Genomic DNA, 17628 nt, shown 5'->3' with positions numbered 1-17628 from the left:
CGGGGGCCTACGCCGGCCAGGCCTCCGCCAGCATCTTCCGCGTGTCCGCCAGCAGCTGCGGCAGCACCTTCGTGTGGCCGACGACCGGCATGAAGTTCGTGTCGCCGCCCCAGCGCGGGACGATGTGCTGGTGCAGGTGGGCTGCGATGCCGGCGCCGGCCACCGTGCCCTGGTTCATGCCGATGTTGAAGCCATGGGCGCCGGAGGCGGTGCGCAGGGCGGTCATCGCCTGCTTGGTCAGCTCGGCCAGCTCGGCGGTCTCCGGCCCGGTCAGGTCGGTGTAGTCGGCCACGTGCCGGTACGGCACGGTCATCAGGTGGCCGCCGTTGTACGGGTAGAGGTTGAGCACGGCGTACACGTGCTCGCCGCGGCGGACGATCAGGCCGTCCTCGTCGGACTTGGCCGGGATGGAGCAGAAGGGGCAGCCGTCGCCGGCCCCCGGGCCGGTCGGCTTGTTCTCGCCCTGGATGTAGGCCATCCGGTGGGGCGTCCACAGGCGCTGGAACGCGTCCTGCGTCCCCACTCCGATCTGCTGCTCCGGCTCACTCGTCATGCAAGGCAGCATATGGCTTCGCCCGTTCGCGGCGTGTCGCCGGGGCGGCAGGAGGGCGGTCACCGGCCAAGCTTGGCCGGTGGACGACGACAGCCCCGAGGCCCGTTGGGGGCAGCGCACCGAGATTCCCCTCTTCGCGGCCTCACTGGTCTTCCTGGCGGCCTACGCGACCCGCGTCCTGGCGACCAGCGTGGCGCCCTTCTGGCGCGACCTGTGCGGCTTCGTGCTGCTGGCTCTCTGGGTGGCCTTCGCCGTGGACTACGTGGTGCGCTGGCGGCTCAGCGGGCAACGCTTCCTGCGCTTCGTCACCACGCATTTCCTGCTCACGATCGTGGTCGTCCTGCCGCTGTTGCGCCCGTTGCGGATCGTGCCGCTCTACGACGTCATCCAGCGCCGGCAGGGCGAGCCCCGGCTGTCCCTGTACGCCCGGGTGATCGCCTACGCGAGCCTGTCCACCCTGCTGCTCGGCTTCTCCGGTGCCCTCGCGACCTACCAGCAGGAACGCGGGGCGCCCGGCGCCACCATGAAGACGTTCGGGGACGCCGTGTGGTGGGCCGCATCGACCCTCACCACGGTCGGCTACGGCGACATCACCCCGGTGACCAGGCTCGGCCGGGTGATCGCGACCGGGATGATGGCCTGCGGAGTGGGCCTGCTCGGCGCGGTGACGGGTTCGTTCTCCTCGTGGCTGATGCAGACCTTCTACCGCGAGGGCGACGAAAGGCCCCCGGGGAAATGATCCCCGGGGCCCTCCAGGCTGTGCGGATCAGACCTGCGTCCGCTCCTCCACGACCTGCGCGATCTTGGCGATGGCCTCGTCGAACGGGATGCCGTTCTCCTGCGAGCCGTCGCGGTAGCGGAAGGACACCGAGCCGTTCGACATGTCCTCGTCGCCCGCGATGACCATGAAGGGCACCTTCTGCTTCTGGGCGTTGCGGATCTTCTTCTGCATACGGTCCGAGGAGGAGTCGACCTCGACGCGCAGGCCCTTCTTCCGGGCCGCCGCGGCGAACTTCTCCAGGTACTCGACGTGCCCGTCGCCGATCGGGATGCCGATCGCCTGGACGGGAGCGAGCCACGCCGGGAAGGCACCCGCGTAGTGCTCCAGGAGCACCGCGAAGAAGCGCTCGATCGAGCCGAAGAGGGCTCGGTGGATCATCACCGGGCGCTGCTTGGCGCCGTCCGGGCCGGTGTACTCCAGGTCGAAGCGCTCAGGCAGGTTGAAGTCGAGCTGGATGGTCGACATCTGCCAGGTGCGGCCGATCGCGTCCTTGGCCTGGACGGAGATCTTCGGGCCGTAGAAGGCGGCGCCGCCCGGGTCCGGGACCAGGGGCAGGCCCTGCTTCTCGGCGACCTGGCGCAGCGTCTCGGTCGCCTCCTCCCAGACCTCGTCGGAGCCGACGAACTTCTCCGGGTCCTTGGTGGACAGCTCCAGGTAGAAGTCGGTCAGGCCGTAGTCGCGCAGCAGGCCGAGGACGAAGGTGAGCGTCTTGTCCAGCTCCTCGGACATCTGCTCACGGGTGCAGTAGATGTGCGCGTCGTCCTGGGTGAAGCCGCGGGCGCGGGTCAGGCCGTGCACGACGCCCGACTTCTCGTACCGGTACACGGTCCCGAACTCGAAGAGGCGCAGCGGCAGTTCACGGTACGAGCGGCCGCGCGCGTCGAAGATCAGGTTGTGCATCGGGCAGTTCATGGGCTTGAGGTAGTAGTCCACGCCCTCGTCGAGCTGCATGGGCGGGTACATGCCCTCGGCGTACCAGTCCAGGTGGCCGGACGTCTCGAAGAGCTTCCCCTTCGTCGCGTGCGGGGTGTAGACGAACTCGTAGCCCTCTTCCTCGTGCCGGCGGCGCGAGTAGTCCTCCATCACGCGGCGGACGATGCCGCCCTTGGGGTGGAAGACGGCGAGGCCGGAGCCGATCTGCTCGGGGATCGAGAAGAGGTCCAGCTCGGAGCCGAGCTTGCGGTGGTCGCGCTTCTCGGCCTCGGCCAGGAAGTCCAGGTAGCCCTTCAGCTCGTCCTTGGAGGGCCAGGCGGTGCCGTAGATGCGCTGGAGCATCGGGTTCTTCTCGCTGCCGCGCCAGTAGGCGGCCGCGTTGCGCATCAGCTTGAACGCCGGGATGAGACGGGTCGAGGGCAGGTGGGGACCGCGGCAGAGGTCCTTCCAGCACAGCTCGCCGGTCTTGGCGTCCAGGTTGTCGTAGATCGTCAGCTCGCCGGCGCCGACCTCGACGTCCGCGCCGTCGTCGTGCGACGCCGAGCCCTTGAGGCCGATCAGCTCCAGCTTGTACGGCTCGTTCGCCAGCTCCTCGCGGGCGGCCTCGTCGGTGACGACGCGGCGGGAGAAGCGCTGCCCGCGCTTCTGGATCTCCTGCATCTTCTTCTCGACGGCCTTGAGATCCTCGGGCGTGAACGGCTTCTCGACGTCGAAGTCGTAGTAGAAGCCGTCCTTGACCGGCGGGCCGATGCCCAGCTTGGCCTCGGGGAACAGCTCCTGCACGGCCTGCGCCATGACGTGCGCGGTGGAGTGGCGCAGGATGTTCAGACCGTCCTCGGAGGAGATCTCGACGCCCTCGACCTCGTCACCGTCGGACAGCGCGTACGCGAGGTCCTTCAGCTCGCCGCCCACGCGCGCGGCGATGATCGACCGCTCGCCCGCGAAGAGGTCGGCGGCCGTAGTGCCCGTCGTCACCACGCGTTCTTCCCGCTCGGAATCGCGTTGGATGATCACACGGACGTCTGACACCGGTCTCTCCTGACTGAAGGTGGGGTGCGGCGCCATACCAGGAGCGCGCGCACAAGGGATCGTACCGACCCGACACCACCGACCGCGAAACGGTCACCCTCAGTCCTCGCCCCCGTACGCCTCCCCGCACGCCTCCTCGAAGAAGTCGAGGTTCTCCTGCAGGGACTTCATGAGCCGGTCCCGCTCGGCGTCGTCCACCTGCACAGGTACGACCCCGGAGGCGCCGGTGAGCCGGCGGAAGCCGCCCCGGCGCTCCAGGCGGCCGTGCACCCGCACCGGGAGGCCGACGAGGTGGGCGTGGCCGGCGATGCGGTAGTCCTCCTCGTCGAGGGTGACGCGGACGTGCGGGACCTCGGCGCCCGCGAGCACCCGCAGCCGTACGGTGCCCTCGCCGCGCGGCCCGGAGCGGCGCAGGCGGACCACCGTGCCGGTGATCCGGACCGGCACGGAGGGTTCCCCCTGCAGGTAGCGGGCGCCGGCCGCGTGCAGCACGGGCAGGTCGCCGGGTGAGAACTCGACGGGCTCGGCGGAGGCGGCGCATCCCTCGGGCACTCCGGCCCCGGGGGCCCAGGCGATGGCGATGCGCGCACCCTCGGTGCCGCGGACGAGTGTGGTCAGCGCCTCGGTCAGCTCGCGGCTGACGCCGGCCTCGACCGCGCCGTCGAAGGCGTCCATGCCGCCGGTGGCCCGCTGGTAGTCGATGGCTTCCCGGGCCGCGTACAGGGCCTGGTGGAGGCGGACGGCGAGCGAGCGGCCGGTGGGCACGGGCACGAAGGCGGTCAGCCGGTGGCCTTCGGCGGTGGGGCCGACGAGGACGTTCTCCAGGAGGGCGGCGGCGGGCCGGCGGTGCCGGGCACCGTAGTAGCCGGCCCGCGCGCGGGTGGCGAGCGCGGCCGCGAGGAGCATCTGGCGGGCCGCGGTGCGCAGTCGCTCGTCGACCGTCCAGGGGGAGGCGCCGGCGGGACCGCTCGGGGTGTCCCGCCACCAGCGGATCTCGTCGCTGGGCAGGGCGAGGGAGATCAGCACCTCGCGCGCGGCGGGGGTGTCGCTGCGGGCGAGGGCGTCGAGGGCCTCGCCGAGCAGGTCGTCGCTGTCGGGGAAGGCCCGGCTCTCCGGCACCAGCAGGCTGGTCGCACCGCCGCCCGGCCCGGGCGGGGTCCAGCGGCCGTAGCGCCCGGCCGCTCCCCCGCGCCGCTGCCAGCCGTGCCGGCGCAGCAGGGCGCCGAGCACGGCGGGGTCGACCTCGGCGGGGTCGGGCGGCTGGTTCCAGGCCAGGTCGTCGGGGTGCGGCCGGACCTGCCGGGCCGGCTCGTCGTACGGACGGATCCTCATGGCCTGCCTCCCGTCCCGACCCGCGTCATGATCTCGCACAGCGCACGGTCGTCGAAGATGCGCGAGGTCGGTATCCGCACGGTGGTCCGGTGCCGGCCGGTGACCGGGTGGCCGGCGAGGTTGACCCAGTAGCAGCAGTGCCTGAGGTCGAGCCGGTCGTGGCTGGCGCGCAGCCAGTCGTCCTGGGAACGCGGGACCAGCATGACGACCAGGATCTTGTGCACCGAGACGGGCGTGCGGGCGAGTTTGCGCAGGTGGTCGTTGTCGAGGGTGAAGGAGAAGAAGCGGCCCGGCGGGTTCGGCGGCACCTGGTAGGTGCACTTGAGCTGCACCTTGATGGTGACCTCGTCGTCGACGGTGTGTCCGGGTGCGCTGTGGCTGACGTGCCAGTCGATGCCGTTGTCCGGGAAGGGCTGGGACAGCGAGCAGCCCGCCGCGGCGGAGACCGCGTGCAGGTAGCCGACCTGCAGTGTCTCCATGCAGGCGGTGGTGGCGAGCGTGCCGCGAAGGGGGCCCGAGTGGTCGGGCAGCAGCCCGCCCTGCTCGGGCTGCGCTATGGCCATGACCAACAGCCTTCCAAGCCAAGAGTTTCCCCGTGCCGGGCCGCTGAACTGCAAAGACCCGTACTCCTGTTGTCTCCTCCCGGCGTACGGCGCAAACGGCCCGGGTATCACCAAACGGGCAGAAGACGGAACGTCATCTGCGCTGGGTGAACGAGGAGTTGGGTTCAGATGACGACCTGGTACGAGGGGCCGCTGGCGGCCTTCGACACGGAGACGACGGGCGTGGACGTCGAGACCGACCGGATCGTGTCGGCCGCCGTCGTCGTCCAGGACGCGCCGGGTACCCGGCCCCGCATCACCCGTTGGCTGGTGAACCCGGGGGTGTCGGTGCCGGAGGCGGCGACGGCGGTGCACGGTCTGACGGACGAACACCTGCAGCACAACGGCCGCTGGCCGGCGCCGGTGATGTTCGAGATAGCCGAGCAGCTGGCCGAGCACGCGGCGATGGGCCGCCCGCTGGTGGTGATGAACGCGCCGTTCGATCTCACGCTGCTGGACCGGGAGTTGCGCCGGCACCGCGCTTCCTCGCTCGACCGCTGGTTCGAGGCGAGCACGCTGCATGTGCTGGATCCCCGGGTCCTGGACAAGCACCTGGACCGCTACCGCAAGGGCCGGCGCACGCTGACCGACCTGTGCGCGCACTACGGCGTGACGCTGGAGGGCGCGCACGACGCGGCGGCGGACGCGCTGGCCGCGCTGGACGTCGTACGTGCCGTGGGCCGCCGTTTCGCGACCCGGCTGGAGCGTCTGACCCCTGCCGAGCTGCACACGCTCCAGGCCACCTGGCACGCGGCGCAGGCCCGCGGTCTTCAGGCGTGGTTCGCGCGCAGCGGCTCGGAGGAGACGGTGAGCACGGACTGGCCGCTCAGGCCGGAGTTGCCCGCGGCGGCGTAGCCGCACGAAAAGAGCCGGTCCGCTGATGCGGACCGGCTCCTTCCCGGTGGGCGATACTGGGTTCGAACCAGTGACCTCTTCGGTGTGAACGAAGCGCTCTCCCACTGAGCTAATCGCCCGGGAACGCACTGAACAATACAGGCCCCTGCGGTGTTACTTCAAACCGCTTCCAGGTGGCGCAGCAGTCCGCGCCGCCCGGCCCGCATCATCAGCCGGTGGTTGGCGCGGAAGACGGGACGTCCCGGCACGGCCAGCCGTCTGAGCAGCGGCTTGGTGACGTCCACGACCTGGTCGTAGCGGGCCAGTGTGCCCGCGCCTTCGGCGGTGACCGTCCAGCGGGCCCAGCCCTCGATGTCTCCGGACACGGCGATCTCCAGGATGCCGGCGGCCGGGTCGTGGCGTGTCTCACGGGCGGTGAAGGTCATGGCGTACGGCAGCAGGGAGCGGATGGTGATGACGCCGGTGCCGTCGTCGAGCCGGGTCACCGCCCGTACCTGCGGCCACCAGTCGGGATAGCCCTCGGGCCGCTCCAGCACCGCGAACACGGCGGCCGGCGGGGCCGGCAGGGACCACAGGCTGCGGAAGCGGTAGTGGGTCCAGTCCATGGGCAGAGTCTGCCCTGGTGGGCGCGGTGATCTGAGTACGCGTACTCATGTGCCTCGCCGTGACGCGGACCACACTCGGGGGACGAGCGCCGCCGCCCGTGCGACGGCGCTCCCCCAGCGCGGTCAGCTCGGCATCTTGTCGCCGAGCAGGGCCAGGTTCTCGATGGCCGCGAGGCCGTACAGCGCCGTGTCGTTGGTCGACACCCAGCTCGCCTCGCTCCCTTCGACCAGGGTGGCCGGTCCGGTCAGCTTCTCGGTCTTCCACGGCGAGGACTCGGTGTAGCCGTCGGAGCTGTAGAACTTGGTCCAGGCCCGCTTGGCGAGGGCCGCGTCACCGGTCTGTACGGCGGCGTAGGCGTCCAGGCGCGAGTGGCCCTGGAAGAGCAGCAGGGTGCCGAAGTTGCTGCCGTAGCGGGCCGCCTGTTCGGCCTTGGTGGCGTTGAAGTAGCGGCAGTAGTCGAGGTAGGCGTCCTTGAACTTCGGCAGGTCGACCAGGTGGATCAGCTCGGCGCACAGCTCGTTGAGGCCGAAGACGGCGGAGAGGTGAGAGACCGCCACCGCCGGCTTGTCGGCGACGGCGAACCTGCCGGTGTCGATGTCGTACAGGCCGCTGCCCTGGACGAAGCCGTTGGGCTGGGCGGCGATGGTCTCCATGGTGGACAGGACCCGTGCCTTGGCCTTCTCCCACTGGGGGCCCTTGCGCTCCCACTCCGTCAGCCACGCCGACACCAGGCCGCTCCAGTCGGTGCCGAAGCCGATCGACAGGGCGTGCGGGTCGGGGGTGTACGGGTCGGTGCGGACCTTGCGCTGCGGGTCGAGGACGAGGAACGTCTCGTCGGAGTCGACGTTGGCCCGCATGAGGTCACCGACGCGTTCGTCGGCGGTGAGGAAGTAGTAGAAGCGCCGGTAGGTGGTGTTGGCGATGCGCTGCTGCTTGGCGCTGTCGGCGAAGTGCTGCACGCCGTGCCGGGTGCCGAGGCCCGCCCACTGGCCGAGGTGGTAGACGTCGACCTCGCCGGTGTGCCGGGTCATCGCCTCGGCGAAGCGGAAGATGTCGGAGCGGCCGCTTCTGAGGTACGCGTACCAGAGCCACAGGTCCGGCGACAGCTCGGAGTTGTCCCAGGCGTAGCCGCCGATGTCGTACCGCCACACGTGCCGGGCCGAGTCGTAGGTGTGCATGATGTCGCCGTAGTCCCAGAAGCCGTACCAACGGCGCATCTCCACCTGGTCCTTGTAGTAGGTGAAGAGAAAGTCGAGGTGGTCTTCGATCTTCGCCCTGGCGGCGGTGGAGCGGTCCGGCTCGGAGAACAGGCCGGGGCCGAAGACCTTGGCCTTGATGAGCTGCCTGGGCGGGGCGGCGAGCTGCGGCAGCGTGCGTACGGCCGTCACCTGGTCGGCGAGGGTCTCGGCCGCGGGCGTCGACTCGTTGGCCCAGAAGAGGAGTTCGGAGGTGCGGGCGATGCCGTACGGGGTGCCGAACTCCGGCTCGTAGTCCTCATAGGTGATGTTGAGGCCTTCGAGCTGCTTGGCGTAGGTGTCCTGGCCCATGCCGTCGTGGTAGAAGCGCAGGTCCATGGGCTGTGCCTCGGGCGACCAGAGCCACAGCGTGACGGTGGCCTCATCGGTGTGGGCGTCGCGGATGTCGAGCTGCGCGGGGAACTTCTCCCAGAAGTCCCTCAGGCCGAAGGAGAAGCCGCCGCTCGCGCCGCCTACGTAGCCGAAGCCGGAGGCCCGCCCGCCGCCGCCGGCGGTGATCCAGCCGTAGCCCTTCTTGGTGCGCTTGCGCAGGGTGAAGCCGTCGGCGGAGAGCTGGGAGAGGGTGTAGTCGCCCCAGTGCGGGATGTACTGCAGCCGGGTGGTGACGCGTTGGTCCCAGGTGGACGGGTCGGGCAGCTTCTGGCCCGCGTACTGGGCGGCCTGGACGGCGGCGCCCGGGTCGCGGCGCAGCCCGGTGATGCCCTGTACGGCCTCCCGCAGCAGGCCGGTGCCCTCGCCGCCGATGCGGATGTGCCGGTCGTAGGCCGCGTCCCGCATGGGCACGGCGAACCGTACGCCGAGCCCGCGGATGAAGTCGCCGCTCGCCTTGCCGGGCTCCAGCGTGCCGTCGTACGTGATGGTGTGCACCATGCGGAAGGAATCGGAACCGGCGTAGAAGTAGAGCCGGATCGAGAAGGGCAGCCAACTGCGGGCGCCCTTGCGGTGCTTGCCGTCGATGCGGACCACTGCGCGGACCGGGCCGTCCTGTTCGACGGTGACCTCGTCGATCGCGCCGTCGAAGCGCTCGGTCTTGACCGTGCCCTGGTCCTCGTCCTCGACCTCGGGCTGCCGGACGAGCACGAGCCGGCCGTTCCTGGCGATCTCGGTCGACCCCCGGGTGACCGACTTGATGAGGGTCGAGCCGTTCTTGCCGATCTTCACGGTGATGACACCGGTGGAGACGTCGATGGTGCCGCCGCTGCGGTCGACGGTGACCTTCTTGTCGGGGGCCTTGGGGGTGCCGGCCGTGAGGGTGAGCTTGCCGGAGCCCGAACCAACGGCGTGCGCCGTCCACTTGAGGGAGCCGTCGGGCCAGTAGGCGAGCGGCCAGGTCTGTACGGGGACGTCCTTGCCGTCGGCGTCCGTGAGCGCGAAGGTCTGGTCCTCCTGGTAGGTGCCCATCGGCCAGGGCACGCCGACGGTGGAGCCGGGCGCGGCGCCGAGGCCGCCGTCCTCCAGCCAGTCCAGGGTCACCGGGTCGGCGTCGCCTGCCGCGTCCACGGCCGCGGCCTGTGCGTCGTTCGCCCCCAGTGCCCAGCTGAACTGGGCGGCGGCTCCGGCGACGGCGGCGGCCTTGAGAAGGGACCTGCGGGGGATGGGGGACATGGCCTTTCCTTCCGTACGATGGCTGGTCAGGGGCATGACAGAGAGACGCGGCACCCAGGGCGCCGGCGTTGGTCGGGGGCACCGCAGGCTCAACGGCGCCGGTACCGCTCCTCCACGGCGACGGCCGCCGCCGCTATGGCCCCGAGCACGGGGACCGCCAGCGGTGCGATGAGCAGAGCGGAACAACAGGTCAGGACCGCTCCGCCGACGAGCAGGAAGGATCCGGTGGGGTCGAGGACCGTACGGCGGCCGGCGTCGGCGAGCAGGGCGCGCCAGCGGCTCCCCGGGGTCCACACGGCCGCCGCGCGCAGCCCGGCCACGGCGAGCCCCAGCAGCGCGAACAGACCCACGGCACCGACGAGCGGCCCGCCGGGCAGCCCGGCGCGCACGGCCTGGACGTCCACCCGGACGAGCGCCACCGCGATCCAGCCGCCGACCCCGACGGCCCAGCCGCCGCGCGACGCGCCCCGGAAGTCGGCCGCGAAATCCCGCCAGCCGCCCCCCTCGTGAGCCGTACGCCGGCGCAGATGCCGGGCGCCGGCGGCGAAGGCGGCCGGGTAGGTGACGACTCCGAGGGAGGCCACCGCGATCCACACACCGGTGAGCAGACACTCGGCGAAGACCCCGAACCGCTCGGCGAACACGGACTCCCTGCGTGGCTTCACGCGCGCTTCCGCCATGGTGCCCGCCTCAGCCCTTCAGTCCGGAGGTCGCCATGCCGTCGATCAGGTACCGCTGGAAGGCGAGGAAGAACAGCAGCACCGGCAGCAGCGCGACCAGGGACATGGCGATCATGCCGCCGTAGTTGGCGGCCACGCCGTCGGAGTCGCGGAACATCATCAGACCGAGGGAGACGGTGTACTTGCCGGGCTCGTTGAGGTAGATCAGCGGGCCCATGAAGTCGTTCCAGGCGTTGATGAAGGTGAAGATCGCGCTGGTGATCAGCGCGGGCCGGCACAGCGGCAGCACGATCGACCAGTAGATGCGCAGATGTCCGCAGCCGTCGAGCCGGGCGGCCTCGTCCAGCTCGCGGGGCAGGTTGCGCATGAACTGCACCATGAGGAAGACGAAGAAGGCCTCGGTGGCGAGGTACTTGCCGATCAGCAGCGGGGCGTAGCTGTTGATCCAGCCCAGCTTCTGGAACATCACGTACTGCGGGATGAGCAGCACGTGGTACGGCAGCAGCAGCGTGCCGATCATGAGCGAGAACAGCAGGTTGCGCCCGGCGAACCTGATGCGCGCGAAGGCGTACGCGGTCAGCGAGCAGGAGATCAGGACGCCCACTACGGCACCGAGCGCGTAGACGAGGGAGTTCTGGAAGAAGGTCCAGATCGAGATGTCGGCGATGCCGTCGGCGAGGCCCTTGAAGTTGCCGAGGATCGGGTGGGACGGGAACAGCGTGAGGCTGTTGATGATGTCCTTGCTCGGCTTGAACGAGGCCCCGATGACCCAGACGACCGGGTAGAGGATGACGGCGAGGATCAGCAGGGCGCCGAGATGCCAGGCGAGGGAGCCGCCGCGCCTGCGGCCCACTCCCGAGGCCTTCGTGGTGATCGCGCTCATCGGGCGTCCTCCTCGTAGTGCACCCACTTCTTCTGGGACCAGAAGAGGACGGCCGTCACCAGGGCCACGGCGAGCAGCAGCATCCAGGCCATGGCGGAGGCGAAGCCCATCTGGGAGTTCTTGAAGCCCTGCTGGTACAGGTAGCAGGTGTAGACGAGCGTGGCGTCGGCCGGTCCGCAGTAGGTGTTGGAGACGACGTACGCGGAGCCGAAGATCTGGAAGGAGTGGATGGTCTCCAGGAGCACGTTGAAGAACAGCACCGGGGAGATCATCGGCAGGGTGATGTTCCAGAACCTCCGGAAGGGTCCCGCGCCGTCCATCTCGGCGGCCTCGTACAGCTCCCGGGGCACCTGCTTGAGCCCGGCCAGGAAGATGACCATGGGCGCCCCGAACTGCCAGACGGTCAGCGCGACCAGGCAGTACAGCACCCAGTCGGCGTTGCCGACCCAGCCGCCGACGTGGAAGCCGAGGAAGGTCTGGGTACGGTCCACGATCGCGTCGTCGGAGAAGAGCGAACGCCAGACGAACCCGATGGAGACGCTCGCGCCGATGAGCGAGGGAGCGTAGAAGGCGGCCCGGTAGAAGGCCTGGCCGCGGCGGCTCTGCGCGAGGAGCAGGGCGACACCGAGGGCGAGCAGCAGTTTCAGCGGGGTGCCGATGACGACGTACTTGGCGGTCACCTCGACGGACTTCTGCCAGCGCGGGTCGTCGAACATCTTGGTGAAGTTGTCGAACCCGACCCACTTCGGGGTGTTGAAGAGGTTGTAGTCGGTGAACGCGAAGTACAGCGAGGCCACCATCGGGCCCGCGGTCAGCAGCAGGAAGCCGGCGATCCACGGGGACATGAAGAGATAGCCGGCGAGGTTCTCCCGGCGGCGGCCCGGCCGCCCCGCGGTGGCGCGGGCGGCCGGGCGTGCCGTGCGGGAGGCGGGCACGGAGTCCTTGACGAGCGTCACGGCACGTCCCATCAGGCCTGGAAGGCGGCCTCGGACTCGGTGAAGAACTGCTTCACCGCGTCCGCGACCTTGGTCTTGCCCTGCCCGAGGTCGCCGCCGAGGCGCAGGAAGGCGGCCTCGATGGTGTCGGCACCGGACGGGTGCGGGGTGATCGTGCCGAGGACGCCGGACTTGGCGGTGTCCTCCTCGTACTGCGCGATCTCCTTGTTCACCGTGTCGGTCGGCCTGAACGCCTCGTACTGCTCGGTGCTCGCGAGGATGCCGCGGTCGTAGCCCATGATCCTGCCGACCTCGGGGTCGTGGACCATGAAGTTGATGAACTGGGCGACTTCCTTGGGGTGGGAGGTGCGGGCGGAGGCGCTGAGCATCAGGGAGGCGAGGTACTGGCCGGTGTTCTTGCCGTCGGTGGTGGGGATCGGGGCGAGGCCGTAGGTGCTGTCGCCCTCCGCGGAGTAGCGGACGGTGAAGTTGTCCCAGGTGAACTCCGAGGCGCCGTGACCGGCGGAGAGGGAGGACTTGGGCATGTCCTGCTGGACGACCTTCGGGTCGGTGACGATGCCGGCCTTGATGCGGTTGTAGCCGTCCGTCCACCACTCCGTCAGGTCGGCCTTGTCGAAACCGAGTCCGTCCTTGGTGAAGAAGGCCTTGCCGTTCTGGCGGAGGTAGAGGTCGTACAGGTACATGATGGCGAAGTAACCGGTGTCGCCGGCGATCTTCGTCTTGTCGTGGATGGTCTTCAGGGCCTTGAAGTACTCGTCCCAGGTCCAGCCCTGCTGCGGCTCGACGCCCGCCTTCTGGAAGAGCTTCTTGTCGATGACGAGCGCCATGGTGTTGGAACCGACGGGAACGCCGAGCTGCTTGCCGTCGACCTCGCCGACCTTCGTGACACCCGCGCGGAAGTGATCCAGGCTCAGATTGCCTGCCTGCACCTGGGACTTGAGGTCGAGAAGAATTCCGCGCTTGTCGTACTTCCGAAGAAATGTGACGGCGTTCTGGAAAACGTCCGGGGGATTTCCGCCGGCCGCCTGCGTCTGGAACTTCTCCCAGAACGATTGATACGTCTGAAAGTCGGTCTTGACCTTGATCTTCGGGTACTTCTTCTCGAAGAGCGCGATCGTCTGGTTGATCTTCTTGGCCCGCTCCTCGGCACCCCACCACGAGTAACGGATCGTCACCGTCCCGTTCCCGGAACCGCTTTCGCCGCCACAGCCGGTCGTCGCCGCGAGCCCGAGTGCGGCAGCGGAGGCCCCGGCCGCCTTCAGGATCGTACGCCTCTCAAGATTCTTGCTGGTTCCCACGGTCGGGCCCCTCCCCGCAGCGTCGTCGCCGCCGTCATGAATCGTTTCAAGTAAGCGCTTGCTGGCACAAGTTACGGAGGGGCCGGAGGTGCGTCAATGATTCGGACAGGATTTTCTTCGCGGCGGGGGGCGGGGCGTGGGGCCTCCGACCGGGGCACCGGGGCGGGTGTGGAGGGTGACTGTGCAGGTGAGGGGGGTCGGTGCGGGGCGGGTGGGGAAGCGGGGCGGGCGGTCGGAGGGCGGGTGGTTTCCGGGGGGCCTGCTGGACGAAGGGGGCACAGTCGTCGAGGGCGTGCGGGCGCCGGCAAGGGACAGCCGGGTGGCCGGAAACGCGTCGGTCGGGGCGGTCGCGCCGGTCACCTCAGGCCTCGTCGGTCGCGTCGGTCGCGTCGGCCTCGTCGGCCTCGTCGGTCGCGTCCGTCGCCTCGGTCGGCCGGGGAGGCATCGAGAGCACCGCACGCAACCGGCGAGTCCGCGTGCCGCTCGATCGGGATGAAGGCGGGATCCGACGCACGGCCCGGCCCGGCGGCAGAGCGAGATGATCCACCGGACGGCGCAACGCCCACGGTGACTTTTACCGGCTCGGCAGCACGGCGGGCCGGGCGGGGGCGGTCACCGGCGCACACACGACGACGGCCCACCTGCTGTTCGCAGGTGGGCCGTCGGTTCCGGGTGGGCGATACTGGGTTCGAACCAGTGACCTCTTCGGTGTGAACGAAGCGCTCTCCCACTGAGCTAATCGCCCGGGCGCAGGAAGAACATTACCCCATGTCAGGGGGTGCCTCCGACCACGCCCGGGTCCGTGATCACTGGTCCTTGATCTTCCACGGCATCACGATGCCGAACTTCCACAGGTAGACCCCGACGAGCACGCCCACGATCACCAAGCCGATCACCGTCAGCGTGATGTTCCGGCGGCGCACCCTGGGGTCGAGGGCCTTCTGGGCCGCCTCGGTGACCTTGCGTTTCGTCCAGCGCAGCACGAGCTGGGCCCAGACGAACTCGGTCGCCCAGATCGCCATGCCCCCGAAGATCACCACCCAGCCCGGGCCGGGCAGCGGAAGCATGATGATGCCCGCCACGACGACCGCGAGGCCGACCACGAAGATGCCGACCTGCCAGCTCAGATGCAGGACCCGGCGGGCCTTGACGAAGGCCGGCGCCCGGGAGCCGAGCCCCTGCTCGGACTGCTCCGGGCCCGCTGTCGTGTCCGCCTTGCTTGCCTTGTCCGCGTTGTCCGCCGCCATGGCGACCTCACCCGGCTCGTCACTCCCCGTATTCATACAGACAAACCCTACCGGAGTGAATCCAGTCACCGGAATGGTCGTAGATCTCGTACGAGTTCTCGGCCGGAAGAGTTACGTAAACACACGCAAAACCCTCAGAGGGGTTTACAACGGCACCGTAGGTGGCATGTCGATTTCGCCGACGTGCGAATCCCCGAGCGCACACTGAGCGAAAGGCCCTGGCGCTTATGAACACCACGGTCAGCTGCGAGCTGCACCTGCGCCTCGTTGTGTCGAGCGAGTCCTCCCTGCCTGTCCCCGCAGGCCTGCGGTACGACACGGCCGACCCCTACGCCGTGCACGCCACCTTCCACACCGGAGCCGAGGAGACCGTCGAGTGGGTGTTCGCCCGCGACCTCCTCGCCGAGGGGCTTCACCGGCCCACCGGCACCGGCGACGTCCGCGTCTGGCCGTCCCGCAGTCACGGTCAGGGCGTCGTCTGCATCGCCCTGAGCTCCCCGGAGGGGGAGGCCCTGCTGGAAGCCCCGGCGCGGGCCCTGGAGTCGTTCCTGAAGCGAACCGACGCCGCCGTGCCACCCGGCACGGAACACCGGCACTTCGATCTGGATCAGGAGCTCTCGCACATCCTGGCGGAGAGCTAGGCCGCGGCCCCTCGAAGCCGCCCGGCGCCGTCCACTCGGGGAGACGGCTCGGGCCAAGACAACCGCATACGGCACAGACCCGCGCCGTCACCGTGAGTGTTCACGGGGCGGCGTCGGCCTGTTTTCCGGCCACATCCCGGCATATCGTGCAAGCACCGGACGGGCTCGGGAACCGCCGAGGGCACGGAGGCGTTCTACCGGGCAATCGCCGGTGGGCGGCACCCCGGTGCGCTGGGCACGGTTGTCGCTACCATCGGCCAGCATCGGCGGGCGCCCGCCCGACATCCAGGCCAGGGAGCGAAACGTGCTGATCACCCACGACACCCGGTGCGCCCTCGACACCGTGGTGGATCTGGTGAACACCGCGCCGGAGGACGACACGGCGGCGGACGGGCTGCCGGATGTCGCGGCTCTCGCTGATTTCGTGCGCGGCCACGCGATCAGCGATGTCGGGGTGCTGTCGGAGTTCGACCTGTCGGCGGTCCGCAAGGTCCGGGGCCGGTTCGCGGGGATCTTCGCCGCCCCGGACGCCCGGTCCGCCGCGGGGATGATCAACGAGCTGGTCGCCGCGGCCGGCACCACGCCGCGTCTGACGGACCACGACGACTACGACTGGCATGTGCACTACTTCGCCCCGGGCGCGTCCGTGGCGGACCACCTGGCGGCCGACTGCGGGATGGCGCTCGCCTTCTTCGTGGTGGCCGGGGAGCAGGAACGGCTGCGGCGCTGCGAGGCGCCGGACTGCCGGCGGGCCTTCGTGGATCTCTCCCGCAACCGCTCGCGCCGCTACTGCGACAGCCGCACCTGCGGGAACCGGCTGCATGTGGCCGCCTACCGGGCCCGGCGCAAGGAGGCGACGGGCTGATCCCCGGGGACACTCCAGGTCGACGCCGGTCCCGGCGGGTGACGCCGGGACGGACGTGTACGGCTCACAGCAACAGCAGGTCGTGCAGCGCAGCCATGAGGAGCAGACACCCGATCACCGCAAGGAAGATCATCAGCGGTGGCTGGGATAGGGCGAAGAGGCATCCGCGCGGCTCGTCCTTCGGCGGCGCGGCCTCGCTCTGTCTCGTGTCCAGCATCTCTCGGTGATGATGACCCAGGGGGTGCCCCGTTGGCGATCACCACACCCTCGGAGTGCGGTACTGCACCGATTTCCGTACCGGCCCGTTCGACTTGCTTCCGGTTGTGAACGGTTTCAGGTCATATGCCGTGCTTCTTGAGGATGGCCTCGATGTCGCTGAAGTCGTCGCCGGAGGTGGTGGAACGCGGGGCGCTCGCGGGCGGGGCGGCAGGCCGGGTCGCCGGGCCCAGCGAGGGGGCCGAGGCCGCCGGGGCCACCGCGTCACGTCCGGCGGCCCGCGCCGCCTTGCGCTCCGCACGGGTCCCCCCGCGCCTGCGCTCCACGGCCCGTGTCGTCGCGAACAGCGCCCAGGCCACGCCCAGCACACCGAAGCCGGCCCAGGCCGTCGGGCTCAAGGCCGTGTCGGCCAGCCAGCCGACGACACCCGTCATCACCAGGCCCAACGGGACGAGCGCGTAGGCGGCGATGCGGGTGGCCGCCAGGAAACGCTTGCGGTAGGCGGTGACCGCGGCGACGCCCAGGCCGGCCGCGGAGACGGCGGAACACACGGTCTCGGCAATCATCCGGTCCTCCTGGCGGTCTCGGCGGCGCGCGAGGTGCGCTTCGTCCCTTCCATCCTGCACCGCCCGGTCCTCGCGATGCCATGCTCCGGCCCGACATCAGGGAGATCTCCGGGTCGTCTCCTCCCGAGGTGCCGCTGGACGCCGTACCGTCCCGATTCGGCCCCAGGGGTCCCGCCTGGAAGACTGGTGCGCATGAGCGACTCCTCCCCCGCACGCGCCGAAGCCCTCGTCCTCGACGTCTGGTGCGAACTCCAGTGCCCCGACTGCCGCAGCGCCCTGGACGACCTCCGTGCCCTGCGCGCCCGCTACGGCGACCGGCTGGAGCTGCGGCTGCGGCACTTCCCGCTGGAGAAGCACAAGCACGCCTTCGCCGCCGCCCAGGCCGCCGAGGAGGCGCTGGAGCAGGGGCAGGGCTGGCCCTACGTCGAGGCGGTCCTCGGCCGGGTCGAGGAGCTGGACCGTGCGGGAGAACCCTTCCTGGTCGAGGTCGCCCGTGAACTCGGGCTGGACGCCGAGGAGTTCGACACCGCGCTCATCGACGGGCGGCACATCCTGATCGTCGACGCCGACCAGGCCGAGGGCAAGGCGATCGGCGTCACCGGCACACCGACCTATGTCATCGGCGGCGAGCGCCTCGACGGCGGCAAGAGCCAGGAGGGGCTGCGCGAGCGCATCGAGGAGGTCGCGGACCGGCTGCTGGCCGGGCCGCAGGCCTGACCGGCCG

Annotated in this window: 18 protein-coding genes and 2 tRNA genes; 5 read left to right on the top strand and 15 right to left on the bottom strand. The window is 69.9% G+C overall.

Annotated elements, in window-relative coordinates; all coding sequences use genetic code 11:
- Nucleotides 1-7: 7 nt before the first annotated feature.
- Nucleotides 8-565, bottom strand: a complete 558-nt coding sequence (locus CRP49_RS27150) for an HIT domain-containing protein (RefSeq protein ID WP_094220700.1) — start codon at nucleotides 563-565, stop codon at nucleotides 8-10.
- 67 nt (nucleotides 566-632) lie between these two features.
- On the opposite strand from CRP49_RS27150, the gene CRP49_RS27145 reads away from it, so the two are divergent.
- On the top strand, nucleotides 633-1292 hold the full coding sequence (locus CRP49_RS27145; RefSeq protein ID WP_097255740.1) for a potassium channel family protein: 660 nt from the start codon (nucleotides 633-635) through the stop codon (nucleotides 1290-1292).
- Nucleotides 1293-1319: 27 nt separating this feature from the next.
- Here the strand turns inward: CRP49_RS27145 and thrS are convergent, their stop codons facing one another.
- From thrS to CRP49_RS27130, 3 genes are all read right to left on the bottom strand, one after another.
- Nucleotides 1320-3296, bottom strand: a complete 1977-nt coding sequence (thrS, locus tag CRP49_RS27140; protein WP_094220698.1) for a threonine--tRNA ligase — start codon at nucleotides 3294-3296, stop codon at nucleotides 1320-1322.
- Between the two features lie 99 nt (nucleotides 3297-3395).
- Entirely contained in the window at nucleotides 3396-4628 is a 1233-nt protein-coding gene (locus CRP49_RS27135) for a hypothetical protein (RefSeq protein ID WP_097255739.1), read from the bottom strand.
- Nucleotides 4625-5191 (bottom strand): DUF4365 domain-containing protein, encoded by a 567-nt coding sequence (locus tag CRP49_RS27130; RefSeq protein WP_094220696.1) that lies wholly within the window; start codon nucleotides 5189-5191, stop codon nucleotides 4625-4627. The genes CRP49_RS27135 and CRP49_RS27130 overlap by 4 nt, the downstream gene beginning before the upstream one ends.
- Nucleotides 5192-5359: 168 nt before the next feature.
- Between CRP49_RS27130 and CRP49_RS27125 the strand changes: the two genes are divergently transcribed.
- Nucleotides 5360-6085 (top strand): 3'-5' exonuclease, encoded by a 726-nt coding sequence (locus CRP49_RS27125; protein WP_094220695.1) that lies wholly within the window; start codon nucleotides 5360-5362, stop codon nucleotides 6083-6085.
- Between the two features lie 47 nt (nucleotides 6086-6132).
- Here CRP49_RS27125 and CRP49_RS27120 read toward each other — a convergent pair.
- The 9 genes from CRP49_RS27120 to CRP49_RS27080 form a co-directional block, all read right to left on the bottom strand.
- Nucleotides 6133-6204: transfer RNA gene (locus CRP49_RS27120), tRNA-Val, on the bottom strand.
- A gap of 39 nt (nucleotides 6205-6243) precedes the next feature.
- Complete coding sequence (locus tag CRP49_RS27115) at nucleotides 6244-6690, bottom strand: SRPBCC family protein (protein WP_097255738.1); 447 nt, start codon at nucleotides 6688-6690, stop codon at nucleotides 6244-6246.
- Between the two features lie 123 nt (nucleotides 6691-6813).
- The gene (locus tag CRP49_RS27110; RefSeq protein ID WP_097255737.1) at nucleotides 6814-9552 is read right to left on the bottom strand and encodes a Tat pathway signal sequence domain protein; all 2739 of its coding nucleotides are present in this window, start codon (nucleotides 9550-9552) and stop codon (nucleotides 6814-6816) included.
- A gap of 89 nt (nucleotides 9553-9641) precedes the next feature.
- Entirely contained in the window at nucleotides 9642-10232 is a 591-nt protein-coding gene (locus CRP49_RS27105) for a hypothetical protein (protein ID WP_097255736.1), read from the bottom strand.
- Nucleotides 10233-10242: 10 nt separating this feature from the next.
- Nucleotides 10243-11115 (bottom strand): carbohydrate ABC transporter permease, encoded by an 873-nt coding sequence (locus CRP49_RS27100; protein ID WP_097255735.1) that lies wholly within the window; start codon nucleotides 11113-11115, stop codon nucleotides 10243-10245.
- The gene (locus tag CRP49_RS27095) at nucleotides 11112-12071 is read right to left on the bottom strand and encodes a carbohydrate ABC transporter permease (RefSeq protein WP_097257551.1); all 960 of its coding nucleotides are present in this window, start codon (nucleotides 12069-12071) and stop codon (nucleotides 11112-11114) included. The genes CRP49_RS27100 and CRP49_RS27095 overlap by 4 nt, the downstream gene beginning before the upstream one ends.
- An 11-nt stretch (nucleotides 12072-12082) precedes the next feature.
- Nucleotides 12083-13369: an ABC transporter substrate-binding protein gene (locus CRP49_RS27090; RefSeq protein WP_097255734.1), complete on the bottom strand. Its 1287-nt coding sequence runs from the start codon at nucleotides 13367-13369 to the stop codon at nucleotides 12083-12085.
- A 673-nt stretch (nucleotides 13370-14042) separates the two neighbouring features.
- Nucleotides 14043-14114, bottom strand: a tRNA-Val gene (locus tag CRP49_RS27085).
- Between the two features lie 61 nt (nucleotides 14115-14175).
- Entirely contained in the window at nucleotides 14176-14652 is a 477-nt protein-coding gene (locus CRP49_RS27080; protein WP_097255733.1) for a TIGR02611 family protein, read from the bottom strand.
- A 191-nt stretch (nucleotides 14653-14843) separates the two neighbouring features.
- Between CRP49_RS27080 and CRP49_RS27075 the strand changes: the two genes are divergently transcribed.
- Both CRP49_RS27075 and CRP49_RS27070 read left to right on the top strand, forming a co-directional pair.
- Nucleotides 14844-15257 (top strand): SsgA family sporulation/cell division regulator, encoded by a 414-nt coding sequence (locus CRP49_RS27075; protein WP_004002642.1) that lies wholly within the window; start codon nucleotides 14844-14846, stop codon nucleotides 15255-15257.
- A 304-nt stretch (nucleotides 15258-15561) separates the two neighbouring features.
- Nucleotides 15562-16122 carry a CGNR zinc finger domain-containing protein gene (locus CRP49_RS27070; protein ID WP_097255732.1) on the top strand — a complete coding sequence of 187 codons (561 nt, stop codon included), beginning with the start codon at nucleotides 15562-15564 and terminating at the stop codon, nucleotides 16120-16122.
- A 64-nt stretch (nucleotides 16123-16186) separates the two neighbouring features.
- Here CRP49_RS27070 and CRP49_RS46975 read toward each other — a convergent pair whose 3' ends face one another.
- The gene (locus tag CRP49_RS46975) at nucleotides 16187-16339 is read right to left on the bottom strand and encodes a hypothetical protein (protein WP_165289388.1); all 153 of its coding nucleotides are present in this window, start codon (nucleotides 16337-16339) and stop codon (nucleotides 16187-16189) included.
- A 121-nt stretch (nucleotides 16340-16460) separates the two neighbouring features.
- Nucleotides 16461-16904 carry a hypothetical protein gene (locus tag CRP49_RS27065; RefSeq protein WP_097255731.1) on the bottom strand — a complete coding sequence of 148 codons (444 nt, stop codon included), beginning with the start codon at nucleotides 16902-16904 and terminating at the stop codon, nucleotides 16461-16463.
- A 192-nt stretch (nucleotides 16905-17096) separates the two neighbouring features.
- Here CRP49_RS27065 and CRP49_RS27060 point away from each other — a divergent pair, with 192 nt between their 5' ends.
- Nucleotides 17097-17621: a DsbA family protein gene (locus CRP49_RS27060; RefSeq protein WP_179851763.1), complete on the top strand. Its 525-nt coding sequence runs from the start codon at nucleotides 17097-17099 to the stop codon at nucleotides 17619-17621.
- The last annotated feature ends 7 nt before the right edge of the window (nucleotides 17622-17628 follow it).

The organism is Streptomyces sp. Ag109_G2-15 (assembly GCF_900215565.1).
Lineage (GTDB): Bacteria > Actinomycetota > Actinomycetes > Streptomycetales > Streptomycetaceae > Streptomyces > Streptomyces diastatochromogenes.
The sequence above is the reverse complement of the archived record's forward strand: the minus strand, read 5'-3'. Positions and strand labels throughout refer to the sequence as shown.